The 16077-nt window shown below is 43.2% G+C and carries 14 protein-coding genes; 1 reads left to right on the top strand and 13 read right to left on the bottom strand.

The window, feature by feature from the left end:
• Positions 1 to 8 precede the first annotated feature (8 nt).
• The 5 genes from DW650_RS10785 to DW650_RS10765 all read right to left on the bottom strand — a co-directional run bounded on the left by DW650_RS10785 (position 9) and on the right by DW650_RS10765 (position 4901).
• Positions 9 to 512, bottom strand: a complete 504-nt coding sequence (locus DW650_RS10785) for a tRNA (cytidine(34)-2'-O)-methyltransferase (protein WP_015522173.1) — start codon at positions 510 to 512, stop codon at positions 9 to 11.
• 48 nt (positions 513 to 560) lie between these two features.
• Entirely contained in the window at positions 561 to 1736 is a 1176-nt protein-coding gene (locus DW650_RS10780; protein ID WP_117920012.1) for a pyridoxal phosphate-dependent aminotransferase, read from the bottom strand.
• 1 nt (position 1737) lies between these two features.
• Positions 1738 to 2214: an Lrp/AsnC family transcriptional regulator gene (locus DW650_RS10775; protein WP_117920010.1), complete on the bottom strand. Its 477-nt coding sequence runs from the start codon at positions 2212 to 2214 to the stop codon at positions 1738 to 1740.
• Between the two features lie 82 nt (positions 2215 to 2296).
• Positions 2297 to 3283 carry an AIR synthase family protein gene (locus DW650_RS10770; RefSeq protein ID WP_186899344.1) on the bottom strand — a complete coding sequence of 329 codons (987 nt, stop codon included), beginning with the start codon at positions 3281 to 3283 and terminating at the stop codon, positions 2297 to 2299.
• Between the two features lie 73 nt (positions 3284 to 3356).
• A complete protein-coding gene (locus tag DW650_RS10765; RefSeq protein ID WP_118209894.1) occupies positions 3357 to 4901 on the bottom strand; it encodes a VanW family protein in 1545 nt (514 codons plus the stop codon).
• A 290-nt stretch (positions 4902 to 5191) separates the two neighbouring features.
• Here DW650_RS10765 and DW650_RS10760 point away from each other — a divergent pair, with 290 nt between their 5' ends.
• A complete protein-coding gene (locus DW650_RS10760) occupies positions 5192 to 5812 on the top strand; it encodes a hypothetical protein (RefSeq protein WP_118209893.1) in 621 nt (206 codons plus the stop codon).
• Here the strand turns inward: DW650_RS10760 and DW650_RS10755 are convergent.
• From DW650_RS10755 to DW650_RS10720, 8 genes are all read right to left on the bottom strand, one after another.
• Positions 5795 to 6526: a 3'-5' exonuclease gene (locus DW650_RS10755; protein ID WP_117920002.1), complete on the bottom strand. Its 732-nt coding sequence runs from the start codon at positions 6524 to 6526 to the stop codon at positions 5795 to 5797. The genes DW650_RS10760 and DW650_RS10755 overlap by 18 nt on opposite strands.
• Positions 6504 to 8369 (bottom strand): B12-binding domain-containing radical SAM protein, encoded by a 1866-nt coding sequence (locus DW650_RS10750; protein ID WP_199654258.1) that lies wholly within the window; start codon positions 8367 to 8369, stop codon positions 6504 to 6506. The genes DW650_RS10755 and DW650_RS10750 overlap by 23 nt, the downstream gene beginning before the upstream one ends.
• A gap of 114 nt (positions 8370 to 8483) precedes the next feature.
• Entirely contained in the window at positions 8484 to 9062 is a 579-nt protein-coding gene (locus DW650_RS10745) for a manganese efflux pump MntP (protein ID WP_117919998.1), read from the bottom strand.
• Between the two features lie 24 nt (positions 9063 to 9086).
• Positions 9087 to 11765 (bottom strand): hypothetical protein, encoded by a 2679-nt coding sequence (locus tag DW650_RS10740; RefSeq protein ID WP_118209892.1) that lies wholly within the window; start codon positions 11763 to 11765, stop codon positions 9087 to 9089.
• A 19-nt stretch (positions 11766 to 11784) separates the two neighbouring features.
• Positions 11785 to 13875, bottom strand: coding sequence for an efflux RND transporter permease subunit (locus DW650_RS10735; protein ID WP_117920116.1), 2091 nt, complete (start codon positions 13873 to 13875; stop codon positions 11785 to 11787).
• A gap of 193 nt (positions 13876 to 14068) precedes the next feature.
• Positions 14069 to 14635, bottom strand: a complete 567-nt coding sequence (locus DW650_RS10730; protein ID WP_117919994.1) for a TetR/AcrR family transcriptional regulator C-terminal domain-containing protein — start codon at positions 14633 to 14635, stop codon at positions 14069 to 14071.
• An 18-nt stretch (positions 14636 to 14653) separates the two neighbouring features.
• The gene (locus DW650_RS10725; protein ID WP_117919992.1) at positions 14654 to 15706 is read right to left on the bottom strand and encodes an HD-GYP domain-containing protein; all 1053 of its coding nucleotides are present in this window, start codon (positions 15704 to 15706) and stop codon (positions 14654 to 14656) included.
• A gap of 42 nt (positions 15707 to 15748) precedes the next feature.
• Entirely contained in the window at positions 15749 to 15979 is a 231-nt protein-coding gene (locus DW650_RS10720) for a hypothetical protein (protein WP_117919990.1), read from the bottom strand.
• Positions 15980 to 16077 lie beyond the last annotated feature (98 nt).

Raw genomic sequence — 16077 nt, 5'->3', positions numbered from 1 at the left:
TTCCCGTATCAGTCGTCCCAGCGCAGTCTGTGCAGTTCGCCCTGCAGCTTCATATGGTCAAACTGATTCTGTCTGAGTGCCTCATAGAGCACGATCGCAACGGAATTTGACAGGTTCAGTGAACGTGTCTCCCCGATCATCGGAATCCGCACACAGGTATCCGGATTTGCTTTTAAAATCTCCTCCGGAATCCCTGCGCTCTCTTTTCCAAACATAATATAGCAGTCCGGTTCGTAAGAAACCTCTGTGTAAACATGACGTCCTTTGGTTGTTGCCATATAAATCTTTGCACCCGGATTTTTCTCACAGAAATCATCCCAGTTCACGTAAGTCGTCACATCAAGTTCACTCCAGTAATCCATTCCGGCACGTTTTATTGACTTTTCGTCAAGATGGAATCCCAGCGGCTCGATCAGATGGAGTCTTGTCCCTGTTGCAACACAGGTTCTTCCGATATTTCCTGTATTTGCCGGAATCTCCGGCTCGTATAATACAATATTTAACTTTGCCATAATACTCCTTATTTCTGCGTAGAAACAGACAACAATGTGAATAGCAGCCTATTTTTCACTCTGTTTTCTCAGTCCCTGAATAAATGCTTCCATGCGATTCATTGCCTCTTTCAGATTCTCCAGTGAATATGCATAGGAAATGCGGATATATCCCTCTCCGCAGTCACCAAATGCAGTTCCAGGAACGACTGCAAGCTTCTCTGTATTTAAAAGCTTTGTTGCAAACTGCTCGGATGTCATGCCAAACTCACTGATGCATGGAAATACATAAAATGCACCAAATGGCTCGAAACAGGAAAGTCCCATTTCTTTAAAACGATGAAGCAGATAACGGCGTCTGCCATTATACTCCTCTCTCATCTGTGCCACATCTTCATCTCCGTTTTTGAGAGCCTCAACACCTGCATACTGGCTCGTAGACGGTGCACACATGATCGCAAACTGATGGATCTTTAACATCTGCCCGATGATCACACGCGGTCCGCATGCATATCCGAGACGCCAGCCTGTCATGGCATGTGATTTTGAAAATCCATTGATCACGATCGTCCGCTCCCACATGCCAGGTAAAGATGCGATCGTTACATGTTTTTCAAGATAAGTAAGCTCGGAATATATCTCATCACTCAGCACAAAAATATCGTGTTTTTTGATCACTTCCGCAATTTTCTCAAGATCGGATCTTTCCATGACCGCACCGGTCGGATTGTTTGGGAACGGAAGCACTAAAAGTTTTGTCTTCGGCGTGATCGCAGCCTCTAATTCCTCCGGTGTCAGACGGAACTCATTTTCTGCCTTTAACTCAATGATGACCGGCACTGCACCTGCTAAAATGGCACAAGGCACATAAGATACATAGCTTGGCTGTGGGATCAAAACCTCATCTCCCGGATCTAACATGGCACGCATAGCCGCATCGATCGCCTCACTGCCCCCGATCGTAACCATGATCTCATGATCCACGTCATAAGACACTCCGTAATGTCTGTTTAAATAGCGGTCGATTTCAATCTTTAAATCTTTTAAACCTGCATTTGAGGTATAATGTGTTTTTCCTTTTTCCAGGGAATAGATACCCTCGTCGCGGATATGCCACGGCGTATCAAAATCCGGTTCACCGACACCAAGGGAGATAGCGTCCTTCATCTCATGCACTACATCAAAAAACTTACGGATCCCGGACGGCTGAATCGTTGTGATTGTTTTATTTAACGGATCTCTCATATTACATCTCTATCCTTTCATCTTTTGCCGGTTCTGCCATAACGGTTCCGTGGTCTTTATATTTTTTCAGAATAAAGTTCGTCTTTGTGCTTAAAACAGAGTCAAGCGGTGAAAGTTTATCGGAGACAAACTGTGAAACCTCACGCAGTGTTTTTCCCTCGATCGTTACCATAAAATCAAAACCGCCTGAGATCAGATAAACAGAATTTACTTCCGGATAGTTGTAGATACGCTCTGCCACCTTGTCAAATCCCATTCCACGCTGTGGTGTGACACGCACTTCGATTAAGGCAGTTACCTTTTCAATGCCTGCCTTATCCCAGTCGATCAGGGTATGATATCCGCAGATGATATGCTCTTCTTCCATCTTTTGAAGCTCATTTACCACGGCAGCCTCATCCACGCCTAAAATAATTGCCAGTTCCTTTAAATCTATTCTGCTGTTCTTCTCTATAAACGTTAAAATCTTTTCGCGCATGATATCCTCCATAATTTGTACTCTTTTGAGCACTATCTTAATTTCTGACAATAGATTTTCCCGCTAAATGCACAATCTATTGTTATGATACTACCTTATATAATTCGTCCGTCTTAGGCGGTTCTAAAAACCGTCTCTCATCCTCATTTAATAAAACTCTGTCATTTCCGGCTGTTGCTTTTCCGATAATTGTTGCCGGTATTCCTGCTTTTTTCAGTTCATTTACCAGCAGATTGCCATCGGCTGCTGCCATCAGCATAGAACCGCTTGAGATCAGTTCATATGGGTTGATTCCGAAAAATTCACAGATCTCGATTGTTTCCTGACGAACGGGAATCTTTTTTAAATCGATTTCAAGTCCGACGCCAGATGCTTCTGCCATTTCCCAGAGTGCACCAAAGATACCGCCCTCTGTGACGTCATGCATAGCACTAACGCCAGACCGAACGGCGACTGCAGCCTCTGAAAGTACGGATAAATATACATCCAGTTTTTTTGCATTTTCAACAAATGGTGCAGAAAATCTCGTTAACAGTTCTTTTTCTTTTTCCTTTGCAATGATGGATGTTCCCTCGATCCCGATCCATTTTGTCACAAGGATATCCATTCCCGGTTTTGCCCCGCCGGTAGAGATCACACATCCGTCTTTTACTTTTCCAACACCACATACGGAAATGACCGGCTGATTTACAACTGCAGTGATCTCCGTATGACCGCCCATGACCTGCACACCTGCTTTCGCACATGCTGCCTCTACCTGCTGCATCATCTCTCTTAACTCCGGTTCCTCAACCTCTGGCGGAAGTAAGACCGTAAGCAGCACACCGACAGGCTCTGCTCCCGCACTGGCAAGATCATTTGCTGTGATCTGGATCGCAAGCGTACCGATATCCTGTGCCGTTCCTGTGATCGGATCTGTTGACATCACAAGTGTCTCATCCTCTGCCAGCTTGACCGCCGCGCAGTCCTCTCCCACACCGGCGCCTAAGACAACCTCCGGTCTTTTGGTATGTATCTGTTTAAATACGGAGCGTTTGAGCACATTCTCCGGTACTTTTCCAATCTTCATCGCAAACTCCATTCCTGTTTATAGTTATAGGCTGTCTCTTACGAGGCAGCCTCTTTTTGTTTCTTATAATAAATTACTGACCATTTCCGCCGTTATCTCCGCTGACATCCACCTGTCCGTCTCCGACGATTGCCTGCTCCTCTGCAGACTGGTTTTCAGCCGGCTGTTCCTGTGTAGTCGATGCCGCTGCCGTAAACTGAGCCACTGCGGCATAGATAGTCCCCTCGTCACCGGTCGCTAATGCAGCGCCGATCGTCGCTGATGCATTCGGATCTTCTGACGCGGTTCCAACATTGACGATCTTCGGTGATGCTTTGTAAGTACTCTTATTAAATACTTCGCGGCTTTCTTCCACACCGTCTACCGTAACAACTTTCCAAAGCTGTGCCACATATCCGACATGTTTTCCCTGTGATACACTCATCGTTCCTACCGGATCTCCGGTTGCCACAAACTGTGTACCCGGATCCTGCTCCGACACAACTTCACTCTCATATGTTACCTTGCGGTTTGCAGGTCTTGTCTCTTCCCCGTAAATATTGAAATAAACATTTTTCCCGGAAGTATATCCTTCAATATAGATCGGTACATCCTGATTATTTACGAATTTTAAATCCTTATAATCACCTGCGATCGCAGCATCCATAGATGGCTTTACATAGGTAACGATCATAGAATGGTTTGAACGCTCCGTAACTTCAAGCTCCGCTAATATAACTGCATTATATAAAGTCGTTGAAACCTGGCAGACACCACCGCCATATGACTGCACCGTCTGTCCGTTCTCATAGGCTCCTGCTAATTCATAACCATTTGCTGCATCTAACGGTCCGATTGTCTCGTATACAGAAAACTCTTCTCCCGGATACAGAACAGTTCCGTTGATCTTATCAGCTGCTGTTGCAATATTATCACAGCGGTTCTGAGTGGAAGAACTGTAATTCGTATTGAATCCACCAAGCAGGTCTTTTACCTTAGAAAGCTCTTCTTCACTTCCCTTAGGTTCCACGATCTCCGCTGTCAGTTCAATACTTCCACCCTGTCCGTCCCAGCCGTCACTGACATAATTTTCAATCGCAGCGATCGACTTTTCCACATTGACCTCAACACCCTGTGATCCTTTAATGATCTTAAACGTACCGTTCTCACGTACCAGTCCGTTGTCTACTGCTTTCTGATCAAGCTCATCCGCTTTCTCGTCAAGTAACTCAGAAACCGTATCATGATCTACGTTCAACACCATATCAATGACAACATTGCCATTTTCAAGGTCTTTTTTATCCTTATATCTTTTGATCAGATTACCGCTCTTTCCGACATCCATCGCCTCTGAAACAACGTTCATATCGGTAAACTCAAGTGCAAGATCCGATGCTTTCACCTGTGTGCTGCGCTCTCCCGCAGTCAGTGTAAATACTGCTTCCCCTGCATTATTTACATAATCAGTCACTGCACTCAGAGCTTCCTGCTCTGTCATGCCGCCAACATCAATATTGCCAATATAAACTCCCTCTGCGATACGGTCTGTATCTTCCGCTTTTGCCTGCGTCGGATTCATAACGAAGCCAAATGCCATGGCTAACCCCAGAGCTGTTAATATCTTACCTGTTTTTTTCATCTTTTCCCTCTGAAACTATTGCTTTTACTGAATCTTTGTTGTTCATTTTATCACAACTGCCCTCTTTTTCAAGATGCATTACCACGAATATATTTGACTGTTTGCCCTGTTTTTAGTATATTTTACATGAACAGATTTATTACAACAGTGCCGCAAGTACAGTAGTAAGTAACATTGTTCCTACCAGAATGATCACAACTGCTGCAAGTACTTTTTTATTTTTCTTTTTACTGAAATCATACATATCGATGTACCTCCATTTCAAAAACACGGCACGGAAAGGATTTAACATGCCACTTTTAGGTTTATTTATTGCAGTTATCTGCCTGCTCACATTTTTCCGCAAACGTTCCATCCGCTCTCAGGAGAGCGCCACCGACCGTTTCTGGAAAAAAGAATCCATTGCAAACAACACCCGTTTAAAGGATTTAAGCGGACTTCCCTATATTACCATACCTTTTGATAAATTTCCAATAGGTATGTACGAAAATGATTTATTAAAAAAATATGAAAAAACTCTGCAGGCTCTTTCCGGACAAAAGATCGTCAATCTGGGCACGCAGACCAATACCGATCTAAAGATCGCCTATGGGACTGCCAGTCTCCCTGCCCTGACTGACTACGAGCAGAATTTTACCACACTGTGCCAGACTCTCACTGCCTATGCAGGGCAGCTTATAGAACTCGGTCATACGAATGAAGCCCGCACAATTTTAGAATACGGCATCAGCATTGGTTCTGATTTAAGCCAGAACTATCTGCTTTTAGCTGAGATCTACCAGTCTTCCGGTGATACGGAACAGATCCGTAAACTCCTTTCATCTGCAGAACAGCTTGACTCCCTGATGAAACGTTCGATCGTAGAAAAACTGACTGCAATGCTCCCAGAGGAATCATCCGTTAAAATCTGATTTTTTCCTCTGCAGCTTTCCATGTCTGGCAATAAGCTGATCTGTAAGTCTTGATGCTTCACTTCTTGTCATCTCTGCAAGATCATCCGGCAGTTTTATCTGATAATGTGCTGCATATTCCCTTAAATATTTCATCTGCCGTGCCGTTGCCGGTGTCTGCTTTTTTACCTTATAAAGAAGCGGTTTCGGCAAAAAATCTTCGGCATGTTCTTCCTCATACCGTTCCCTGAGTGCCTCATAAACCTGCCACGTTTCGTAAGCGTCATGAAATGCACGATGTGCATTTTCTCTTTTTACCCCAAAATATGCACACAGACTTTCCAGATCTTTTTTCTGTTCTCTGGGCAAAAATTTCCGTGCAAGTTTTAAAGTATCGACCGCATTCCGCTCTAACGGCATATTGTGGTTGACCGCCCACTGCTTTAAAAAACTGTAGTCAAAAATCACATTCTGCCCAACGATGATATCATCTCCGATAAATTCAAAAAACTGCTTCATGGCATCTTCTTTTTCTGCACCTTCCTGCACCATCGTCTCCGTAATTCCGGTAAGTTCGGTTACTTTTTCCGGTATCTTTATATTCTGACGTAAAATTGCACCAAACTGATCGACGGCATGATGGTTTCTGACTTTGACTGCCCCCACTTCTAAAATATGATCGGTCTTTACATTCAGACCTGTCATTTCAAGATCAATTACTACATAATCCTGCATTTTCGTCCTCCATGATCCATGTTACCTTTGCCTGATGATCTAAAGGATCCCTGTCTGTATAATCAAACAGTGCATATAATGGCTTTTCTGCACGCTCTGGCAATTCTTTTAATACACGCTCTCCTTTATCCGGAAACCGGTAGGAAAAACACTCCACATGGGACTGCTTTCCATTTTTACAGTATATCCGCGTCACCTGTTTCCATGTGCTTAAATCTTTTGCCCATGCCGGTCTGCTCTTGCAGTTTTCCCGGTAATACAGATCAAAGATCAGGCTTTCTTTTATAATATCAGAAATCTCACAAAGATTTTGCACTTCCTGTAGATTTTCCTTCTCCGTGTCAGCAGAAAATGTTTCTTCCACGAACTCAAGCAAAATTTCCGAACGCCGGATTCTCGCATGGCTCATGCCAAAGTAGCCTTTTTTCTCATAAAATTTCCCAAGATCCTGAAACAGGAAAAAAGCACTTTTAAACAGAACTCCGAGTACTTTCATCGTAACTTCAAACTGCCCGCTGTTATAATACACTTCAAGCATTTCTTCCACCTGGCGTATCTTTAATACATCATCATAAGGCAGCCATTTTGTTTTAAGCACCTCATAAGGCGGTCTGCTGTGGTATGTGATCTCATATTCTTTCGCATGCTCATACATATAGGAGCCCTTTAACACCTTTAAGAAGCCAAGCTGCAGCTGGTTCGGACGAAGTTCATAAATCTCGTCAAAAGATTTTGCAAATGTATCATAATCTTCAAATGGAAGTCCTGCGATCAGATCTAAATGTTCATGGATGTTCTCATGTTTCTGAACCTCTCTCACAACTTCCTTTAACCGTTCAAGCTGCATGGTACGGTGGATTTCTTTGATCGTTGCCCCATTTGTCGACTGCACACCGATCTCTAACTGGATCAGTCCCGGCCGCATGGTACCGATCAGGGCAAGTTCTTCCTCCTTTAACAGATCTGCCGAAATTTCAAAATGGAAGTTGGTGATCCCATTATCATGTTCTTTGATGTAAGACCAGATCTCCATCGCATGCGCATGATTGCAGTTGAATGTCCTGTCCACAAATTTTACCTGTGGGACTTCCCGGTCAATAAAAAACTGCAGTTCCTTCTTCACAAGTTCCGTGTTGCGGAAACGAAGCTGCTTTTCCACGGAGGAAAGGCAGTAACTGCAGGAAAACGGACATCCGCGGCTTGATTCATAATAAATGATACGGTTTTTAAAATCGCCTGCTTCATCATAACAAAATGGAATATCGCTTAAATCAAGCATTTCCCTCGGTGCGGTAAAGATGATCTCATCCCCGTTTTGGTATGCGATCCCTGTGATTTCTCCGAGTTTCGATCTTTCCTTTGTGCATTTACTCTCTCCTGTCCTCTGTGTTTCCTGTATTCTCTGCTTTTCTTCCGTTTCTTTGTCTCTCCGGCTTTCTCCGGCATAATACTCTGCCAGTTCACAGAAAGTCTTTTCCCCTTCCCCGATCATCACACCGGTAATCTGCGGATGGCATCTTAAAAAGCTCTCCGTCTCGTAGGATACCTCAGGACCTCCCACCCAGATCGGCACTTCCGGACGCAGCTTGTGAAATTCCTCTGCCAGTTCCTCCACATAAGCAATATTCCAGATATAGCAGGAAAACATTAAAACATCCGGTTTTGCCTTATAAATTCCCTCTAAGATATCTTCCATCTGGTTATTGATCGTGTATTCTCCGATCTCCACCGTGTCTGAAGCCGTCATGCCTTTCGCATAATGTGCGGCATATGCACGCAGATTATACACAGCAAGATTGGAATGTATGTATTTGGCGTTAATCGCCGTAAGTAAAATTTTCATCTGTTCTGCCTCCAACATTACCATTATAACGGAGAAAAAAACTTGTTGCAACGTACGAAAAAAATCCGGTTCCCAGCCGCCAGATTTTTCTGGCAGCCGAAAACCGGATTTATCCTACCGCAAAATATGTTTTACGATAACGTCTATTCCCGCGATCCACAGAAGTATCGCTCCTGCAATATATGCTTTTGTCTTATGCTCAAATCCAAGATGATATCCGGTATAGATACCAGCCACGACAACCGCAATGGTAAGTCCGGCAACCATCAGAAGCATCACAAGAAGATTTGTTCCAAGGAAACCAAATGCTATACCCGTCAGCAGGGTATAACTACTGGTAACTGCTGCAATTGCAAGCAGATGTTTCCAGCCGAGTTTCTGCTCACAGTGCTCTATGATCCGCTCGTTTTTTATGGCTTTTGCAACCAGCCGCACTCCCAGGCAGAAAAAGATGGCTGCTGCAATGACAAATCCAGTCACTTTTTCATTGTGCGTTATAGTATTGCGATACAAAATTCCTGACAGATAACTTCCGACGAACAGTGCTGTCATCTGCCATGCAGCAATCAGTATACACAATTTGCCAAGCTGTTTTTTATCTATCTTTGCTATCAGTGATCCCTGACACTCCATGGCTGCGAATATATCTAACGATATGCCTGCTATGATCAGCAGATTCTCCAACGCATTCATCTTACTCCTCCTAAAAGCGGTTCTTTAGTCTTCTGCTTTTACCGCATCCGTTTTGATAATAAATTTAACACTTCCGTTCACGCCATCTGCAATGTCAGTATAAGTCTGGTAATCAGCACCGGCATCTAATACAGCCTGGATACGGTCAACAAGCGGCTCGATATCGCCATTGTAGGAATTGATGATCTCATCGATTCCATCCTCGCTGAATTCCGTGATTCCGTCTGCAAGCTGATGCGCTCCGTCAGAAAGTTCTCCAACACCATCAATGATCGCATCGGTACCATCACTTAAAGTACCTGCACCATCGTTTAACTTCTGGTTATTTGAAACAAGTGTGGATGCTCCGATTGCAAGCTGGTCTGTACCGCTCTTTAACTGGTCAGCTCCGGTAGAAAGGGATCCGGCTTTCTCTTTTAACTGTCCGATACCACCGTCTAAAGTATTTAAACCGTCAGACAGATCAGACGCTCCTTTGTGCAGAGTCGTTGCTCCATCTGCCACCTGACCTGCTCCTGTTGCAAGATCACCTGCTCCTTTCTTTAAGGTTCCTGCTCCTGTTGCAAGGTCTCCGGCACCCTTCTTTAACTTGGTTGCTCCTGTTGCAAGATCACTTGCTCCTTTCTTTAAGGTTCCTGCTCCTGTTGCAAGATCACTTGCTCCCTGTGCCACCTGACCAGAACCACTAGTCAGATCATCCATTTTTCCAGCCATAGTACTGATTGCACCGGATGCCTGCGCTGCTCCATCTGCCACCTGTTTCGCACCAGCCTGAAGTGCTGTAAGCTGTGCCTGTGTTGTCGGATCAGAAATCTGACTGGCTGCTTCATCGATAGCTGAAACAGCTCCCTGAGCCTGACCGATTGCTGCGATCTTGTCTGACAGGCTTACCGCTACAGTCATTGCATCATTTACACTGTTGATTGAAACACCGCCAAGTGCCTGCCCCACCTGCGTAAAAATTGCTGTTGCAGTTGTAGGATCTGCATCGTACTTGGAAATTCCGTTCATCAGATTTGACTGTGCGCTCTTTAATGATTCGATCGTAGCCTGTGCATTTTCAATGGATGTACCATTTGCCTGTAAATTGGCATTGATCTGATCTTTTTTAGTCTGTAAAGTTGCTGCCATATCTCCCAATTTTCCAACTAATGTATCCACACCTGCACTGACTGCAGATGCTCCGCCTGCAAGCGTTGTTTCACCGCCGTTGACAGCAGTATTTAAATCTTTTACTCCTTTCGCAAGTGTCTGGACACCTGTATTCAGACTGGAAGCTCCGGCAGCTAAAGTGTCTGCTCCAGTAGACAAATCAGAAGCTCCAGTGGATAACGTATCTGCTCCGGTAGAAAGATCCTTCACTCCGGTGGAAAGTGTATTGGCTCCGGTGGAAAGATCACTTGCACCTTTGGACAATGTATTGGCTCCGGTAGATACATCCTTGGCACCTTTCTTTAAGGTTCCTGCTCCGTCTTTTAAGGAAGATGCTCCTTTTGCTGCACTTGCTGAACCATCTTTTAAGGTTCCCACACCACTGATCAGTGTTGGTACACTTCCTGCTAAGGTATCCACACCACTCTTTAATGTTCCGATTCCTGTGGATAAAGTAGAAGCTCCATCCGTATAATCTTTGATACCGTTCTTTAATGTTCCGACACCGTCTTTAAACTCACCCATCTTGGATTTTAAAGTATCTACACCGTCTGCGAGCTCACCGGAACCATCTTTTAACTGATCTGTTGCATCTGTTAAAGTATCTAACATATCATCAACTTCAGAAAGATCTGCATCTCCGTCTTTGCTGATAAAGTTTGTTGCATTCATCACAACTGTCATTGTGGTGCTTAATGAGAAATTCTCCACATCTGCAGTTACTTCCACGTAATCCGGGATCGATACATCTCCGTCAAAATCAGAATCATCCACATCTAAGCTCTCTTTTAATCCCGGAAGTGCATATCCGACTACAATATTATTTTTGCCATCGGAGATTACTTTACCATTGGTAACTTTTACATTGGAAAAGCTGTCATCTAATACCATTCCGCTGACCGCTGCAAACGGAACGTAGATTTCTTCCTCTTTTCCTGCGATCTTTGTCTTTACTGTCTCATTGTTGGTATAGTCAAAACGGATCGTCACTTTTCCTGATTTTCCTGCAAGTTCTTCCGGCTTTACTTCCTTACCATCCAAAGAATAGGTAATTGTCTGGGATACCGGTGTCTCTTTTGTGGAGGTTCCCTGATAATAAATATCGTTGCCGTCTGCCTGCCAGGTCAGTTTGCTGCCATCCTGTTTGAATGTCTCATCACCTTTTACATTTTCGATATCTTTTAAGGTAGAAGCATCCTCGATCGTATCCTTATTTTCATCATTGATCAGATGATCGGAAACGATCACTTTGCGCTCTTTTCCGGTGCTGTCTGCAAGAACATATACCGTTTCTTCTTTGCCAATCTCTTTCTCGCTGAATTTGATACTGTCATCTAATGCATCTTTTAATTTGCTCTCAGCATCAGAATCATCTTTTTCGCTGTCTTTTTCGGTGCTCTCTGTACTTTCAGTACTCTCCTGTGCTGTCTTTGCTGCAAATACATTTGCCGTGGAAACTCCTGTTCCGACCATTCCAACGACTAACACACCTGCAATAATACGGATCACATATTTTCTTGTAAATCTTTTCTTTAATTCTGGTAATTTCATCTTTTTTTCCTCCTCTATTTTACTGAACTGACGAATCTTTTTTATAACGGAAACCTGCACTTGTTACACAGATTAATTTATCAAATACCATAAACATTGCCGGCAGGATAAATGCTACGACAACCAAACTGATCAATGCACCTCTTGCAAGAAGCATACATAAGGAACTGATCATATCGATACTGGAATACATTCCTACACCAAATGTTGCTGCGAAGAAACTTAATGCACTGACGATGACAGACTGTAAGGAACTGTCTAACGCTGTTTTTACTGCATCACGTTTCTCTGCTCCGTGGTTTCTTGCTCTCTTATATTTGTTTGTCATAAGAATTGCATAGTCAACGGTTGCACCGAGCTGGATCGTTCCGATTACGATGGAAGCGATAAACGGAAGAACCGTTCCGGTATAATGCGGGATACCCATGTTGATGAAAATCGCAAACTCGATTACCATAACAAGGATGACCGGTAATGAGATCGACTTTAATACGAATGCGATAATAATGAAGATTAAAATAATAGAAACTGCATTTACTGTGTTAAAGTCTGTATTTGTAATCGTGATCAGATCCTCCGTACATGGAGCTTCACCAATTAACATTGCGGTGTCATCATATTTTTTAATGATATCGCGGATCGCATCACACTGTGCATTTACCTCATCTGATCCTGTCTTGTACTCAGACATAACATAGATCATCTGATATTTTCCATTGTCAAGCATCTCTTTGATATCATCCGGGATCATATCCTTTGGTACGGTAGGTCCCATAACGGAATCAAGTCCTAATGCCAGTTTTACACCGTCCACATCACCGATCTCATTTTCCAGGTTTCTTGCATCTTTGGAGTTTAGATCGCTGCTTGCAAGGATCACATGTGTCGCACCCATATCAAAATCATTTTCCAGTGCGTTTCCTGCTTTTACACTCTCTAAGTTATCCGGAAGTGTTCCCATCAGATCGTAATATACCTGATTGTGATTCTGTCCGTAAAAAGCAGGTCCGATGATCGCTAAGAATAAAATAATAAAAATCCAATAATGTTTTGTCACAAATCCTCCGATACGTCCAAGATCCGGTATGAAGGCTTTATGTCTTGTCTTTTCGATCCATTTATCCATTGCAAGGATCATTGCAGGAAGGATCGTAACACATCCGATAACACCAAATACAACACCTTTTGCCATAACAACACCAAGATCCATACCAAGTGTAAATGTCATGAAACACATTGCAAGGAATCCGGCGATCGTTGTGATGGAACTTCCGACTACAGAAGTTAACGTCTGTGAGATTGCATGGGACATCGCACGTTTCCTGTCATCCGGATAGCGTTCCTGATTCTCTAAGTAACTGTGCCACAGGAAAATGGAATAGTCCATTGTAACTGCAAGCTGTAATACTGCTGCAAGTGCCTGTGTAACGAAAGAAATCTCTCCTGCGATAAAGTTCGTTCCAAGGTTATATACGATTGCCATACCGATACTCAGAAGGAAGATAAACGGTAAAAGGAATGAGTCCATCGTAAGTGCAAGCACCAGTGCGGATAATCCTGCTGCGATCACAACATACATGATGACCTCACTGTTACAGATCTTTTTGATATCGGTAACGACTGCGGACATACCGCTCAAAAGACACTGTTCATTGGTCAGTCCCCGTATCTCCTCGATGGCATCAAGTGTCTCATCTGCTGACATGGAAGTATCAAATGTAATGATCATAAGCTGGCTGCCTGTATCTGCATTCTGCAGGGAATCTCTCAGGTCATCCGGCAGCATATCCATCGGGATGGAAATATCAGCAAGTGCACCATACCATAAAACATCTTTGACATGGTCGATCTCTTTTAACTTATCCTCTAACTGCGTGATCTCTTTTTCCTGCATGCCATCTATGACCGCCACGGAAAAAGCACCTGTTCCAAACTCGTCTAACAGGATATCCTGTCCTTTCATCGTCTCAATATCTCCCGGGAGATATGAGAGGATATCGTAATTGATCCGCGTATTCATGTAAGTGATCCCGGTCGGTATCAACAGCAAAAAACTCAGGATCAGAATCGGGATACGGAATTTCACTACCCATTTTCCAAACTTAATCATCTTTTTCACTCTTTTCTTTCTTTTTATTTTCCTGTGGCATACATTCCCCCTGCCACAATTTCCTTTAGTGTAAAAAAAAAGACTGAATCTGAAAAGATTCAATCTAATTTTTCTGTAGCATCTTATTATACAAATTGCCCAAAATGTATATCAAAGTTAACATTTGATTCCGATTGTATATTTAATTCACATATTAAAGTTCCGCTAAAATATCTTCCATGGATCTCTTTATGATGTAATCATAGATCTCTGCTAACTCCCGCGCTGAGATCGTCATCCCGGACCGAATCCAGTTCATGACAATATAGCACATGGACTGTGCATAATACGCAGCAATACGTTCCGGTGTCAGCCAGACATACTTTGGTTTCTTCGTGGCTGCCGAACGTTCAAACACCCTCAGGAACACCTTCATGATACAGGACTGTGCAATGCTCTCAAACGAGTTCTGTCCCTCTAAGTGGATCGCTTTCTGATAAAACTCCTTTTCTTTTTCAATGTTGGAAAATAAAAGTATCAATGCCTCGTTTACCATACCGTTCTGTATCAGAGGTTCTGCCGGAGCGATCAGCTGTGTATCTATGATCCACTCCAAAAGTTCATATTTGTCCTGAAAATGGTTATAAAATGTCGGCCGTATCACGCCTGCCTTATCTGTAATCTCTTTGATCGTAATCTTCTCGATCGGCTGTTTTAATGCAAGTTCTTTAAAACTTTCTGCCAAAAGCGTATCTATCGCGCTCTTTCCCTGTCCAGTCATATCTCCCTCAAAGTATTTTTACATAATCATTCTTCCTATGGTAACGCTGCGACCTTCCGGATCATCACGGAGATTGAGCATCTCGCCTGTCTCCACGATCTGTACCAGCGGTCTGAGAGAAAAATCTCTAAAATTCTTTGCCACAATGCCGCGCTGTCCGTTTGATAACTCCACTTCGCATCCAATCGGATAAACCGCCATTCTGCGTAAAAATATATTAACTAACTGCGGATCAAATTCCGCTCCCGCCATTGCCATCATATATTCAATCGCATCTGCCGGCGAAAGCTGTTCCCTGCCGGGACGCTTTGATATCATTGCATCATAGCTGTCTGTAACTTTAATGATCCTCGCATATAACGGTATGTCTCTTCCGCTTTTTTCCAGCGGATATCCTTCACCATTAAACCATTCATGATGCATCAGTATCCCACTATAAACCATCGCAGGAAAATGATAGGATGTTTTCAAATATTCTGCTCCAAGTTTTGGATGACTTTTCCACGCTTCCCTCTCTTTCCCGGTAAGCGGCCATTTTCCATTTGCGATTTCTTCAGGTAAAAACTTTTTTCCTAAATCATGCAGTATTGCTGCAATTCCAAGATCATATAATTTGTTTCGTTCCAGTCCGTATCTCGCTCCAACCATGATAGAGAGCACACCGACATTCACTGAATGGTAATAAATATATTCATCATAATTGCGGATATCCATTATGTTAAACATTACATCGCCATTTTTCAGGATATCTTCCACAACATTTTTCACTGTCATGCGCAGCTTCACTTCATCGACCGGCAATTCGCTGTCATCCGTATCAAAATCAAACAGCTCATGTATCAGTTTTAATGCCTGACAACGCACCTGTGGTGTGAGCACCTGTTGTATCTCTATGCCACATGTAAATTCATCATCTATGTATATTCCAGGATATCCGAGGAACTCCAGGTTGGATATATATTCTGATGTCAGGAGCAGATGTTTCGCTAAAAGAAGTCTTCCCGCTCCATCATAAATATCCTGTCCAAGAGCCATTCCCGGCTTTAACCTGCTTGTCGGTATATAGCGCATGTACTTATCCTTTCAAATTACAATACATATATTTTATACCATTTATTCGTCAAATTCAACTGTCACAAAGTACCCTTTTGGGGTTTCTTTTACGTCTACAACTTTTCCCTCTCTTGATCTGATCCGTTCACTTACCGCATAATTTGCAGACATCGCATATGCCTTTCCTAATGTATAATAGTAGGAACTTGGCAGTTTTCCCTCTGTGACCGGCAAAACATCCCCGACCTCTAACAATCCCGTGCGTTCCATTTTAAACTCTTCACATCTCATTTTCTTTCCTCTTTTCTGCACCGGCTATATCAAAAGCACCATTGTCACACCAAAAGCATTATAGTATAATATTACTACATTCTCAAGAAAAATCACTT

The sequence above is a fragment of the Roseburia sp. AM23-20 genome (genome assembly GCF_003470905.1).
GTDB classification, from domain to species: domain Bacteria; phylum Bacillota; class Clostridia; order Lachnospirales; family Lachnospiraceae; genus Roseburia; species Roseburia rectibacter.
Note: the sequence above shows the minus strand (reverse complement) of the source record. Positions and strands in the feature narration are given on the sequence as shown.

Excerpts from the sequence above, each read along its gene's own strand:
- DW650_RS10785 (WP_015522173.1), bottom strand. The coding sequence starts at position 512 with ATGGCAAAGTTAAATATTGTATTATACGAGCCGGAGATTCCGGCAAAT.
- DW650_RS10780 (WP_117920012.1), bottom strand. The coding sequence starts at position 1,736 with ATGAGAGATCCGTTAAATAAAACAATCACAACGATTCAGCCGTCCGGG.
- DW650_RS10775 (WP_117920010.1), bottom strand. The coding sequence starts at position 2,214 with ATGCGCGAAAAGATTTTAACGTTTATAGAGAAGAACAGCAGAATAGAT.
- DW650_RS10770 (WP_186899344.1), bottom strand. The coding sequence starts at position 3,283 with ATGAAGATTGGAAAAGTACCGGAGAATGTGCTCAAACGCTCCGTATTT.
- DW650_RS10765 (WP_118209894.1), bottom strand. The coding sequence starts at position 4,901 with ATGAAAAAAACAGGTAAGATATTAACAGCTCTGGGGTTAGCCATGGCA.
- DW650_RS10760 (WP_118209893.1), top strand. The coding sequence starts at position 5,192 with ATGCCACTTTTAGGTTTATTTATTGCAGTTATCTGCCTGCTCACATTT.
- DW650_RS10755 (WP_117920002.1), bottom strand. The coding sequence starts at position 6,526 with ATGCAGGATTATGTAGTAATTGATCTTGAAATGACAGGTCTGAATGTA.
- DW650_RS10750 (WP_199654258.1), bottom strand. The coding sequence starts at position 8,369 with ATGAAAATTTTACTTACGGCGATTAACGCCAAATACATACATTCCAAT.
- DW650_RS10745 (WP_117919998.1), bottom strand. The coding sequence starts at position 9,062 with ATGAATGCGTTGGAGAATCTGCTGATCATAGCAGGCATATCGTTAGAT.
- DW650_RS10740 (WP_118209892.1), bottom strand. The coding sequence starts at position 11,765 with ATGAAATTACCAGAATTAAAGAAAAGATTTACAAGAAAATATGTGATC.
- DW650_RS10735 (WP_117920116.1), bottom strand. The coding sequence starts at position 13,875 with ATGATTAAGTTTGGAAAATGGGTAGTGAAATTCCGTATCCCGATTCTG.
- DW650_RS10730 (WP_117919994.1), bottom strand. The coding sequence starts at position 14,635 with ATGACTGGACAGGGAAAGAGCGCGATAGATACGCTTTTGGCAGAAAGT.
- DW650_RS10725 (WP_117919992.1), bottom strand. The coding sequence starts at position 15,706 with ATGCGCTATATACCGACAAGCAGGTTAAAGCCGGGAATGGCTCTTGGA.
- DW650_RS10720 (WP_117919990.1), bottom strand. The coding sequence starts at position 15,979 with ATGAGATGTGAAGAGTTTAAAATGGAACGCACGGGATTGTTAGAGGTC.